Origin of the sequence: Rathayibacter sp. VKM Ac-2879 (genome assembly GCF_015351245.1) — a bacterium.
Lineage (GTDB): Bacteria > Actinomycetota > Actinomycetes > Actinomycetales > Microbacteriaceae > Rathayibacter.
Window position 1 is genome coordinate 93,037 of record NZ_JADKSO010000003.1, and the last position, 11,618, is coordinate 104,654.

Here is an 11,618-nt window from a genome sequence, read left to right on the forward strand (position 1 = left end):
GCATGACGACCCCGCCACTCACCGCACCGCCACTCTCCGGAGTCACCGCTGAGCGCCCTCGTCGGATGCGGCGCGGCGCCGCTGCCGTCAGATGGGTCGAGGCACCCGCCTTCGAGCGTCTGCTCTCTCTCGTGCTCACGATGCTGTCGGTGATCATCCTCGCGCTGCTGGTGAACCTCGTGTTCGTGTCGCAGGTGCAGCACTACGCGAGCCAGACCGCGCTCTACGACGAGATCCGCCTCTCGCTCGCGCAAGGCGCCACGCCGACCGGTCCGCTCACCTACGACGGCACCCTCGTGACGCCGGGCGAGCCGGTCGCCGTGCTCAGTGCACCCGCGATCGGGATCGACCACGAAGTGGTCGTCGAGGGCACCTCCTCCGCGCAGACCATGGTCGGCATCGGGCACCGTCGCGACACCGCGCTGCCCTGCCAGGTCGGGACAGCCGTGCTGATGGCGAGGGGAGGGGCCTATGGGGGCGTGGGCCAGTCCTTCAAGAGCCTCACGGAGGGATCCACCTTCACCGTCGCGATGGGGCAGGGCACCTGCACCTATGAGGTGACGGGGTCCCGTCTTCCTGGCGATCAGGCGCCGGCCGCACCCATCGGCTCCGAGGGTCGACTGACGCTGACCACGGCGTCGGGATTCCCGTTCTTCCCGACCGAGGTCTACCGTGTGGACGCCCGCCTCGTGGGCGACGGATTCGGTCGACCGGCCGTCACGCTCCCCACCGGTGCGCTTCCCACCTCCGAGGCGGCGATGGGCATCGACTCCTCGAACCTGTTCGGCCTCGTCCTGCTGCTCGAGCTGCTGGTCCTCGTCGCGGTCGGCACCACCTGGCTCTGGAAGCGGTGGGGCCGCTGGCAGGCATGGATCGTCTGCGGGCCCGCGGTCCTCGCGGTCGGCGTCCTCACCGCAGGAGCGGTGAACCAGTGGCTCCTCCCCAACCTTCTCTGAGCCCCCCCGGCTGTACCGGCCGCCGTCTTCCCTGCTCCACCCCTGCTCGACCTCGAAGGAGTCCGATGAGAATCCCCCTGCTCGGCAAGCGCCCGTCCGAGGCGACCGCCACCGGTCCCGCCGAGGACGGTGAGCCGGCCGATGACCTCGCCGGGCCGCAACCCCCCTTCGAGACCTTGCTCGCCCGGGAGGAGTTCGACGACACGCGGGTGCGTCACGAGCTGTTCGGCGAAACGACGGCGGCCGAGCTCGTCGCCGACAACATCTCGGCCTGGTTTGGCTCGCGCAAGGTCCTCGATCGGGTGTCGCTCACGATGGAGGCGGGCAAGGTCACAGCCCTCATCGGACCGTCGGGCTGTGGCAAGTCGACCTTCCTGCGCATCCTGAATCGGATGCACGAGATGGTGCCGTCGGCGTCGCTCGCGGGCGAGGTGCGCCTCGGCGGTCAGGACATCTACGAGCCGTCCCAGCGCATCACGGTCGCCCGCCGCAACATCGGGATGATCTTCCAAAAACCCAACCCGTTCCCGGCAATGAGCATCTACGAGAACGTTGTCGCTGGGTTGAAGCTCTCGGGCATCCGTGCGACCCGTGAGCAGAAGGACGTGCTCGTCGAGGACTCGCTGCGCAAGGCCGCACTCTGGGACGAGGTCAAGGACCGCCTCGAACAGCCAGGAGGCGGCCTTTCCGGTGGCCAGCAGCAGCGTCTGTGCATCGCACGCTCGCTGGCCGTCTCGCCGCAGGTGCTGCTCATGGACGAGCCCTGCTCGGCCCTCGACCCCACCTCGACGAGGCGGGTCGAGGAGACGATCGCGTCGCTTCGTGGCCAGGTGACCGTCGTGATCGTGACCCACAACATGCAGCAGGCGGCCCGCGTCTCCGACGAGTGCGCCTTCTTCCTCGCCGCCCAGAACACCCCCGGCGTGATCATCGAGCACGGCGCGACGGAGTCGATGTTCGGCGATCCGCAGGACCAGCGGACGATGGACTACGTCAACGGCCGGTTCGGATGACGTGGCGCGGCGTTTTGGGCGTCGCCGTGGCGATCTTTCTCCTGGTCGGGATCATCGGCTGGGTGCTCGGGATGCCCGAGCCCGCCCGGCTCGTGGGGGCGATCGTGCTGGATCCCGCGGTAGTACGCCTCCTCGTGACGGGGAGGGGATGAGGGGCGCGCTGCCGTGGCTGGGCCTCGCGTTCGCGGGGAGCGCTCTGGCGGTCGGGGCGACGCTCGTCGTCCTGCAGGTGACCGCTTCGCCGTCGACTCGAGGCTCGACGGCCTCCTCCCTTGCCTCGGCCGTTGCGGGTGCCCAGCAGGCGGGCCCCGGCGCGACAGGGGGGCCGGCGCAGGCCTCAGCGGCGGCGGCGGACCCTGTCGCGTCGGAGGCTCCGCCCGTCGCCGGTCAGCCTGAGGCGCTGCGCATCCCGTCTGTCGGACTCGACGCGACGGTGCGCACCCTCTCGGTCGATCCCGGCTCTGTCGTCGATCCGCCCGGTCCCGACGACGCATATTGGCTCTCGGACTACGGAGTCGCCGGTCCTGCCGCGACGAACACGGTGTACCTGGCCGGCCACAGCTATCGCCGCGGCGGTGCGGTCTTCAACCCGCTGCTCGACCCGCCGCACGAGCGGAGTGCGGTCGCGACCGGCGACGCGATCGAGGTGCAGACTCCGGAGGCCGTGTATCGCTACACCGTGACCGACGTGCAGCGCTATGACAAGGCGACCGTGGGGAGCGAGGACGAGCTGTGGCGCCGCGTCCCTGGTCGCCTCGTTCTCGTCACCTGTTTCCAGTACGACGACGGGCAGGCCTCGACGCAGAATCTCGTGGTGTACGCGAGCCTCGACCGGCAGTGAGATGACGCCGCGGCAAGGCCTCGGTGGCCGTGGACTGGCTCGTGTCCGTCACGAGGCCCGGTCCGGTTCGGTCATCGGCAGCTCCGACGACGTCTGCATGATCGTGCGCGGGATGAGAGTCTGGTTCCGTGGCAGGTCAGCACCGGACAGGGCGAGGTCGACGTTGGCGGGGAACATTCGGATCAGTAAGAGCGTGAGCCCGGTGGCTGCCCAGGGTGCGAGTCGACGAGAGGCCATGGCGGCGGCCGCAGCGAGCTCGAGCACACCCGTGACGGTGACAATGACATCGGGCACCGGGAACAGGCCGGGCACCATCGCGATCAGATCCTCCCGCACGCCGATGAAATGACTCGGACGGGTGCGCGCTGCGGAGGACACGGACGTTCCAACTCCTCCCCCGAATTTGGGCGGTGGAATGGCGCCAGGACTGATTCGCTGACGGCTCGGGGAGCCGTAGACCCTGTCGCTCGCCGTTTACCGTGCAGCTCTACACTCCGAGCATGGCCGAACGTCACTGGAGCGCAGACGCTCACATCGCCCGGACCGACGTCGCTCTCGCGCTGAGCCAGCATGGCTCCAAACCGATTCCGCAAGAAGCTCAATATCGGCTGGACTTTCTCAACATCGTCTTGGCAGTTGACTTCCAAACGATGAAGTCGGACCAGGCAATCCCCAGGCTGCTCGAACTCCTCGAGAAGATCCGCGCCGAAGCAAGCAGATTGACGTGGCAGCTATCAACTCTTGTCTGCAAGAAGGGAATGTGCGAGGCCGAGGTGCGAATCGCTCTGGACTTGTCCGTGAGCCCGAGAAGAAGGGGATTGCCGTTGTGAACAAGCGTGGAGATACCGGCTGGGGACAACTGCGCTGGATGATCCTTGGCTCAATTCTTGGAACCTGGATAGCGATCATCGCTGTGATCGTTCACCTATGGGTACTCGAGAGCCTGCAGTCAATCACAGACAGCGCAGAATTGAACCCGGGGCTTGATCTGAATGGTCTACTGAGCGTCGCCGGCTGGCTGCTGGGAATACTGATCATCTCCATCCCTGTCAGCGCTGTGTTCGCGGTGTTTCCTTTCCTCGGGTACTTGCTCGGCTCCGCCATCACTCGTTTCTATCGTGCGGGCGAGTCGGTCGATGTGGCTCTCAGTGGTGCGGTGGCCCTCTTGGTTGGGGGGATCGCAGCTGTCATCATCGTCTCGGCGCTGGAATCATCTGCCCTAACTCCTGCCGCAGTCTTCGTCCTTCTCGCATCAGTTGCCACCGTTTCACTTGCTCGCCTTCCGCTCTCTTCCGATAACGACCGATCTAAGCTCACAACCTGAACATCACACTGAGGCCGCCAATCGCTCACAAGAGAACGCCACAATTGCCCTCATCAACGTGATGCACAGTAGGCAGGTCGCTGTGCGGAGCGCTCCCTCGGCTCTCCGATTCGGATCGGATGGGTCATCCTCCTACAACGCGAGCTCCTTGTGAAGACTCACGCCGAAGGAAGCTGCTCGACCCGGCGGCGATTAGCTCATCCCAGCACCGCAGAAAGAAACGTGAGCAATGGTCTTGCAAATTTCCGAGTTGGTATCAATCATCTATCAAAGCGGGCCGAGTGTGCCCTACGCTGAACCGCCGTCTGTGGGAGGGCCTCGTGAATGCTGACGAACCATTTGGGGATCGTGCACGCGAACGATTCGGTGACGAGGTGGCGCACGTCCACGTACTGCGGCTGCTCGGCCACATGCGGGTGCAGCTCGCCGACGGAACCCGCATTCTTCTCGACGAGAACGGTGTCCAGATCGGCCGCACCCTCCCGCCGGTCTGACCGTATAGAAATACTGGCCCACTCTAGAGAGCGCCGCATCAGACGGCCGCGGGATCACTCAACGAACGACTAACTCGAACGGATGCAGAACTTGCTGTCGGCGTCGACACAATCGATGTGATACTTCAGCTGCTCGCGCCCTCAGCCGATCCATTCGAGCAATCGGGAGACGCTGCGAGGAGACAACTATTCGAGGCAGTCTTCCCACCACTCTCGATCACTATGCGAGATGAGGCACTGGTGACCGGTGAAGCGCACCCGGCAATTCGGGCTCTGAACTCCGCAGAAAAGATTTCCCAGGAGAATCCGCCCAAAACAAAAGCGAGCCCCGATCTTTCGATCGAGACTCGCCTTGTTTATGCTGTCGAACTTTGCTTTCCCTTTTTTCGTCCCAATGATTCGAATAAAGGTTCCTTGGTTGCGGGGGCAGGATTTGAACCTACGACCTCTGGGTTATGAGCCCAGCGAGCTACCGAACTGCTCCACCCCGCGGCACAAGAGGAAACACTACACGCGATCGGGAGCCGGTGCAAATCGAGGTCAACGCTCGCCGGTCGGCCCCTCGGCGGCGCCCTTCGCGGCGACGAGCGGCTCGCCCTCGCGGACCGTCAGCCCGACGGCTCGAAGGGCGTGAGCGAGCTCCTCGGCCGGCCGAGACCACGTGCGCAGCTCCGACGACGCGGGCGCACGACCGGAGCGAGGACCGACCACGGCGACGCCTCCGGGACGGACGAACCACTCGACGATCCGCGCCCACTCGTCGAGGTCGGGGAGCCAGGAGACGGTGCCCGCGGTGGTCAGCACGACATCGAAGGAATCGGGCTCCGGCAGCATATGGCGCGATTCGTAGAGGTTCGCGCAGAGGAACCGAGCGCGGCCGGTCAGCTCGAGTCGGGCGGCGTCGTCCCGCGCGCGACGCACGGCGGGCATCGCGAAGTCGACTCCGATCACCTCGGCTCCCCGCGCTGCGAGCGCAAGCGCCTCCGCCCCATCGCCGCTGCCGAGGTGCAGGACGCGCGGGGCTACCGCGGACGCGAGCGCCGACTCCACCAGGGCCGTTCGGGGCGCGCCGTCGCGGACGCGCCCCTCCCAGTACGAACGGTTGAGGTCGAGCCACTCGCCCGCGCGGAGGTGCTCGCCCCGGTCGACCTGCATCACCGGGCTACTGCCCCTCGGCCTGCAGTGCTCGCGTGAGCGCGTCGGTGAGGTCCTTGTCGGCCGCCGCGAAGGCGGTCAGGTCGCCGGCCTTGAGCGCCGTCTCGCGGGCCGTCAGGGCGTTGCGCGCGTCGCTCAGGGCCTGCTGCAGCGCCGTCGAGTCCGTCGTGCCCGTCGAGGAGCCTCCAGGAGAGGTGCCACCCGGCGAGGTGCCGGAACCCGTGCCGCCCCCGGTGTCGGGGGTCGTCGGAGTGCCGGTGTCGCCCGCGTTCGCGCCGGAGTCGCCGCCGAAGAGACTGTCGAGCGCCGCATCGAGGGTGTCCTCGAACGCGATCTTGTCGCCGAACGCGACGAGCACCTTCTGGAGCCTCGGGAAGCTCGTGTCGCCGTTCGAGCTGACGTAGATCGGTTGCACGTAGAGCAGACCGCCACCGACCGGCAGCGTCAGCAGATTGCCGCGCGTGACGTTCGTGTCGCCGCGCGAGAGCAACGCGAGCTGGTTCGCCACGGTCGGGTCGGTGTCGAAGGCGTTCTGCACCTGGCCAGGGCCGGGGACGGTGTCGTCCTTCGGCAACTCGAGGAGCCTCAAGGTCCCATAGCCGTCGGCGACGGTACCGGCCTGCGAGCCGGCGTCAGAATCCGCGACCAGATAGCCGGTCAGCACGTTTCTGCTCGTCTGGGAGCCCTGGACACTCGCCGGTATGTACGTCGAGTAGAGCGAATACGTGGGCGAGTTCTGATCGGGTGTCTGGAGCGTCAGATAGTACGGCGGTTGCAGCGGCGCGCCCGCAACGGAGGTGGCGGAGCCGCTCCCGGTGTTCGGCTCGTTCGGCGTCGCCCACGCGTCCTCGCTCGAGTAGAACGAGCCGGCCTGCGTGACGTGGTAGCGGCCGAGCACGGCGCGCTGGACCTTGAAGAGGTCCTCCGGGTAGCGGACATGGCTGAGCAGCTGCGCCGACATGTCGCTGACGGGCTTCACCGTGGTCGGGAAGATCTTCTCCCAGGTCTGGAGGATCGGGTCCTTCGTATCCCAGGCGTAGAGCGTCACCTTGCCGTCGTAGGCATCGACCGTGGCCTTGACGGAGTTGCGGATGTAGTTGACGTCGCCCGTCGGGAACTGCTGCTGGGTGTTGGTGTCAGCGATCGCCTGCGACAGGCTCTGGACCTCGGAGTAGGGGTAGTCGGCGGAGGTCGTGTACCCGTCCACGACCCAGACGACACGGCCATCGACGATGGTCGGGTAGGCGTCGGAGTCGACGGTCAGGTACGGGGCGACCTTCTGCACGCGCTGCACAGGATCCCGGTCGTAGAGAATTTGCGAGTCGTTGTTCACGCCGTCCGAGAGGAAGATCTGCTCGGACTGGAACTTGATCGCGTAGACGAGCTTCTTGAAGAGGTTGTCGAGAGCGGGCCCGCCCTTGCCGTCGAAGGTCGTGTAGGTCTGCTGGGCGCCGTCGGTGCCCGAGGGGTAGTCGAGCTCGACGTTGCGCGCGCCGTCGCCGCCGACGATCGAGTACGGAGGCGAGTTCTCGCCGAAGTAGATCCGCGGCTGGTAGTCGCCGAGGTCTCCGACCGAGGGGACTCCCGACTCGATGAAGACGGGCTCACCGTCGGCGGAACGCTGATTGCCGTATGCGGCGACCAGGCCGTACCCGTGGGTGTAGACGAGCGTCTGGTTGTACCAGCTCTGATTCGCGCCGAGGCCGTTCAGGTTGAGCTCGCGCACTCCGACGACAGCGTCCTGCGTGGAGCCGTTGATCGAGTAGCGGTCGACGTCGAGGGCGTTCTGCGTGTCACCGAACTTGTAGTACTGGCGGAACTGCTGGAGCTGGGAGAAGGCGTCCGTGACGACGGCGGGATCGAGGATGCGGATGTTCGCGGTCGTCACGGCGTCCGACCGGAGTGCCCCGGGCTCGGCGTCGGTCGTCGCGTCATAAGGGATCACGTCGACCTTGTCGACGCCGTACGCCTGCCGCGTCATGTCGATGTTGTGCTGGATGAACGGCTCTTCGAGCGTGCGCTCGTTGGGCTCGACCTGCAACTTCTGCACGATCCACGGATAGAGGGATCCGACGAGGAGGCTCGCCACGATCAGGAGCGCCGTGCCGATCACCGGGAGCCGCCACCGCCCCACGAAGGCGGTGACGAGGAAGAGGGCCGCCACGAGCGCGGCGATGCCGGCGAGGATCTGCAGGCCCGGGATCGTCGCGTTGACGGTCGCGTAGGTCGCTCCCGTGATGCGGGGGCCCTGCTGGGTCAACGTGGCGTACTGGTCGAGCCAGAGGCTCACGGCCTGCACGAGGAGGTAGAGGGCCGCGATGATCGCGAGCTGGACGCGCGAGGCTTTCGAGATGCGGATCTCGCGTCCGTTGACGCGGATGGCTCCGTAGAGGTAGCCCGTGGCCAGGGTCGCGAACGCAGAGATGAGCAGGACGGCCGAGGTGAAGCCCGCGAGGCTCTGGTAGAACGGCAGCTCGAAGAGGTAGAACGACGTGTCGAGGCCGAACTGCGGATCGGTCACTCCGGAGGGCGTGCGGTTCCAGAAGGTGAGGCTCGTCTGCCAGCGGGTGGCGGCGGAGACGCCCGCGAACAGCCCAAGCACCGCGGGGATCCCGAAGGTGGCGAGGCGACGCAGCGGCTCGACGACCTGCTGATAGCGGTCGATCTGGGAGTTGAGCTTGGCGTAGACCGGCCGGAGCCGGTAGGCGAGCATCAGGCTGACGAAGACGGGGACCGCCATCGCGACGAAGCCGACGACGAACAGTCCGCCCGCCGCCGCCCACTGCGTGGTGAGCACCGACAGGAACCCGAGCTGGTCGTACCAGAGGATGTCGGTGTAGAGACCGGCGAAGACGAAGAACGCCACCACCAGAACGGCGACCACCACGACGGTGACGGCGAGGGCGCTCCGTCTCTTCCGTTGCGGGGCTTCGGTTGCTGTGGAACTCACGGATGGGCCTCTTGCTGTCGAGATGTGACGGGAGGGTTCCCATGCTAGGCGACGGCCGTCCGAGCCGCCTGGGCGTCGCCCCGGCGGTCAGTCGGAGGACGTTACGCTGCCGCAGTCCGGCAGGCCGGAGGTGTCGCCCCCCGCGATCGCCGCGAGTGCCGCGAGGGAGTCGTCGAGGGTCGACACCGCGATCACGTCGAGCCCGTCCGGCACGTGCCCGACCACGTCGGAACAGTTCGAGGCGGGCGCCAGGAAGTAGCGCGCTCCCGCATCCTTCGCGCCGTACAGCTTCTGGCGGATCCCTCCGATGGCGCCGACCTCGCCGGAGGCGTCGATGGTGCCGGTGCCCGCGACGTCTGCACCTCCGTTGAGGGAGCCGTCCGTGAGCTTGTCGATGATCCCGAGCGCGAACATCATCCCGGCGCTCGGGCCGCCGACCTTGTCGAGCCGGATGTCGACCTCGAACGGGAAGGAGAACGCGCTGCCCGCGCCGATCCCGAGGACGGCCACTCCGTCGACCTCGGTCGGGGTGACCTGCACCTGCTGCTGCGCGCCGGAGCGCTCGATGGTGAGGGCCACGGGCGTGCCCGTCCCGGCCGCCTGCACGGCGGCACGCAGCGAGGGGACGTCGCTCACCGTGGTCGGGCCGACGGCGAGGATCTGGTCGCCCTGCTGGAGGACGCCGGTCGACGGCGAGCCGTCAGGGATCTGCGCGACCGAGACCCGCTGGGTCACCGGATAGCCGAGGTGTGTGAGCGCGGCGGCGATCGCCTCCTGCTGGGAGTCGGTCATCTCGGCCTGGTTCACCTGGTCACGCTGCTCGACCGTGGTCGAGGGAGGGAAGATCTGGGCGACGGGCACGACGGCCTTCGTCCTGTCGAACCAGGCGCTTGCGATCTCGAGCCAGTTGGGGAGGCTCTGCGGATTGCCGACGACCGAGACCGTGAGCATGTCGAGGGTCCCCGAGGTGGGGTACGTGGTCCGGTCGGGGATGGAGATGAGAGGGACGTCGCCGTCGGCGCCGAGGGTGTCGAACACCGGTCCGGGCTGCTCGATGACGTAGGGCGCGGGCGCGATGCCGAGCCCGACGATCAGGGCGACGCCCGAGAAGAGGACCGTCGGACCGACCCAGGCGCGTCGCCGGGTGGAGGACGGGCGCGGGTCGTCGGAGAACAGCGTCACGGGGGCCTTCCTGTGTGCGTGGGGGCTCGCACCGCCGGTGGTGTTCGCGGCGGGCGGAAGCGGGTCGGGCCCGGGCGGACGTCTGCACGCCTCGGCCCGGGGCGCCCGGGATAACGTAGCTTGCACGACTGGGAGTCGTACCTCGATCGGCACCCGCCTCGGGTGGATCCGGAGCGGACTCCGACTTTTCTTGCGAACGAGGGAGGGCCGATCCCATGGCCGATGGCGACAGTGCGGACCGACCAGGCGAGGGCTCGGAGGACGAGTTCCGCGAGATGCTCCGGCAGTTCCTCTCGGGGAACGGTCCCGTCGACCCGGCCCAGCTCGCGAAGGCGGCCGGACTCCCCAACGACCCGGCGGCCCTCCAGAACCTTCTCGCGCAGCTCCAGGGCGCGATGCAGCAGGACGGCTCGGGAGGCGTCAACTGGACCCTCGCGCTGGAGCAGGCCAAGCAGCGCGCACGAGCCGAGTCGCTCCCGGTCACCGACGCTGTGCGCGCGCCCATCGACGGCGCGTTCGGCGTCGCAGCGCTCTGGCTCGACGAGGTCGCCTACGTCTCCGAGCTGAGCCGGCCACCACGCTCCCTCAGCCGCCTCGAATGGATCTCCCTCACGATGCCCGTCTGGACGCAGCTCGCGGAGCCGGTCGCCCTGAGCATCTCGGACGCGCTCACGGGAGTGATGCGCGAGCAGGCCCCCGAAGAGATGCAGGCGATGATCGCGGGCGCCGAGGGCATGATGCGCGGCATCGGCGGCACCCTCTTCGCGCTCCAGCTCGGCCAGGTCGTCGGGCAGCTGGCGTCCGAGGTGGTCTCGGGTGGCGACATCGGCATCCCGCTGCTGGACGAGAACGATGCGGCGATCCTGCCGCAGAACGCCGCGGCCTTCGGCGAAGGACTCGACATCCCGCACGACCAGGTGCAGATCTATCTCGCGGTCCGCGAGCTCGCCCACGCACGCCTCTTCCGCCACGGCAAGTGGCTCCGCCTCGCTCTCATCTCGCAGATCACCGATTTCGCCCGCGGGATCAGCATCGACACCTCCCGCCTCGAGGAACTCGCCGAGAACTTCGACCCGGCCAACCCCGAGGAGTTGCGCGACGCTATGACCTCAGGGGCGCTGATCCCGCCGAAGACGGAGGAGCAGCTCGCCGCCCACGGTCGGCTCGAGACGGTCTTGGCGCTCATCGAGGGCTGGGTCGACGTCGTCACGGCGGCGGCGACGACGCGTCTGCCGAGCGCTGGGGCGATCGCCGAGACCGTCCGCCGCCGCCGCGCCTCCGGAGGGCCCGCCGAGTCGGCGTTCGCGACGCTCGTGGGCCTCGAGCTGCGACCGCGACGCCTCCGTGAGGCCGCTGCGATGTGGCAGGCCGTGACCGACGCGGTCGGGCCGGAGGCGCGAGACGCCCTCTGGTCGCACCCGGACCTTCTGCCCGGCTCCGACGACCTCGACGACCCGAGTGCGCTCGTCGCGCGCCTCAGCGCCGAGGCGCGGGGCGAGACTCCCGAGCCCGACGAGATGGACAGAGCACTGGAGGACCTTTTGAACGGCACGACGCCCGGCGAGCCCGGCACGGGCGACGAGGGAACCGGCCCGACGGGCGACCGGCCCGTCTGATCGGCCCGGCCCTGTGGATAACTTCCGCGGGGCCGGGTGGGGCTGCGGCATGATCGCCGGATGGTCCTCCGGCTCGACCCCCGCCTC

The 11,618-nt window shown here is 67.8% G+C and carries 11 protein-coding genes and 1 tRNA gene; 7 read left to right on the forward strand and 5 right to left on the reverse strand.

Annotated elements, in window-relative coordinates; genetic code table 11:
* The first annotated feature begins 2 nt into the window (after positions 1–2).
* The 4 genes from ITJ45_RS09415 to ITJ45_RS09425 all read left to right on the forward strand — a co-directional run bounded on the left by ITJ45_RS09415 (position 3) and on the right by ITJ45_RS09425 (position 2,810).
* Positions 3–956, forward strand: coding sequence for a sortase domain-bontaining protein (locus ITJ45_RS09415; RefSeq protein ID WP_194609295.1), 954 nt, complete (start codon positions 3–5; stop codon positions 954–956).
* Positions 957–1,021: 65 nt separating this feature from the next.
* The gene (gene pstB, locus ITJ45_RS09420; protein WP_194609296.1) at positions 1,022–1,969 is read left to right on the forward strand and encodes a phosphate ABC transporter ATP-binding protein PstB; all 948 of its coding nucleotides are present in this window, start codon (positions 1,022–1,024) and stop codon (positions 1,967–1,969) included.
* 26 nt (positions 1,970–1,995) lie between these two features.
* Positions 1,996–2,121 carry a hypothetical protein gene (locus ITJ45_RS14195; RefSeq protein WP_267238155.1) on the forward strand — a complete coding sequence of 42 codons (126 nt, stop codon included), beginning with the start codon at positions 1,996–1,998 and terminating at the stop codon, positions 2,119–2,121.
* Positions 2,118–2,810 (forward strand): class F sortase, encoded by a 693-nt coding sequence (locus ITJ45_RS09425; protein ID WP_194609297.1) that lies wholly within the window; start codon positions 2,118–2,120, stop codon positions 2,808–2,810. Before ITJ45_RS14195 ends, ITJ45_RS09425 begins: the two co-directional genes overlap by 4 nt.
* 48 nt (positions 2,811–2,858) lie before the next feature.
* Here the strand turns inward: ITJ45_RS09425 and ITJ45_RS09430 are convergent, their stop codons facing one another.
* A complete protein-coding gene (locus tag ITJ45_RS09430) occupies positions 2,859–3,188 on the reverse strand; it encodes a hypothetical protein (protein ID WP_194609298.1) in 330 nt (109 codons plus the stop codon).
* Between the two features lie 122 nt (positions 3,189–3,310).
* On the opposite strand from ITJ45_RS09430, the gene ITJ45_RS09435 reads away from it, so the two are divergent.
* Both ITJ45_RS09435 and ITJ45_RS09440 read left to right on the forward strand, forming a co-directional pair.
* A complete protein-coding gene (locus tag ITJ45_RS09435) occupies positions 3,311–3,640 on the forward strand; it encodes a hypothetical protein (protein WP_194609299.1) in 330 nt (109 codons plus the stop codon).
* The gene (locus tag ITJ45_RS09440) at positions 3,637–4,134 is read left to right on the forward strand and encodes a hypothetical protein (protein ID WP_194609300.1); all 498 of its coding nucleotides are present in this window, start codon (positions 3,637–3,639) and stop codon (positions 4,132–4,134) included. Before ITJ45_RS09435 ends, ITJ45_RS09440 begins: the two co-directional genes overlap by 4 nt.
* A gap of 909 nt (positions 4,135–5,043) precedes the next feature.
* Here the strand turns inward: ITJ45_RS09440 and ITJ45_RS09445 are convergent.
* From ITJ45_RS09445 to ITJ45_RS09460, 4 genes are all read right to left on the reverse strand, one after another.
* Positions 5,044–5,120: transfer RNA gene (locus ITJ45_RS09445), tRNA-Met, on the reverse strand.
* 48 nt (positions 5,121–5,168) lie between these two features.
* Entirely contained in the window at positions 5,169–5,783 is a 615-nt protein-coding gene (locus ITJ45_RS09450; protein WP_228493822.1) for a class I SAM-dependent methyltransferase, read from the reverse strand.
* A 7-nt stretch (positions 5,784–5,790) separates the two neighbouring features.
* Positions 5,791–8,733 (reverse strand): UPF0182 family protein, encoded by a 2,943-nt coding sequence (locus ITJ45_RS09455; protein WP_323742967.1) that lies wholly within the window; start codon positions 8,731–8,733, stop codon positions 5,791–5,793.
* A gap of 87 nt (positions 8,734–8,820) precedes the next feature.
* Complete coding sequence (locus ITJ45_RS09460) at positions 8,821–9,915, reverse strand: PDZ domain-containing protein (protein ID WP_194609302.1); 1,095 nt, start codon at positions 9,913–9,915, stop codon at positions 8,821–8,823.
* Positions 9,916–10,130: 215 nt separating this feature from the next.
* Between ITJ45_RS09460 and ITJ45_RS09465 the strand changes: the two genes are divergently transcribed.
* Positions 10,131–11,531 (forward strand): zinc-dependent metalloprotease, encoded by a 1,401-nt coding sequence (locus ITJ45_RS09465; protein ID WP_194609304.1) that lies wholly within the window; start codon positions 10,131–10,133, stop codon positions 11,529–11,531.
* The last annotated feature ends 87 nt before the right edge of the window (positions 11,532–11,618 follow it).

Excerpts from the sequence above, each read along its gene's own strand:
- ITJ45_RS09415 (WP_194609295.1), top strand. The coding sequence starts at position 3 with ATGACGACCCCGCCACTCACCGCACCGCCACTCTCCGGAGTCACCGCT.
- pstB (WP_194609296.1), top strand. The coding sequence starts at position 1,022 with ATGAGAATCCCCCTGCTCGGCAAGCGCCCGTCCGAGGCGACCGCCACC.
- ITJ45_RS09425 (WP_194609297.1), top strand. The coding sequence starts at position 2,118 with ATGAGGGGCGCGCTGCCGTGGCTGGGCCTCGCGTTCGCGGGGAGCGCT.
- ITJ45_RS09435 (WP_194609299.1), top strand. The coding sequence starts at position 3,311 with ATGGCCGAACGTCACTGGAGCGCAGACGCTCACATCGCCCGGACCGAC.
- ITJ45_RS09450 (WP_228493822.1), bottom strand. The coding sequence starts at position 5,783 with ATGCAGGTCGACCGGGGCGAGCACCTCCGCGCGGGCGAGTGGCTCGAC.
- ITJ45_RS09465 (WP_194609304.1), top strand. The coding sequence starts at position 10,131 with ATGGCCGATGGCGACAGTGCGGACCGACCAGGCGAGGGCTCGGAGGAC.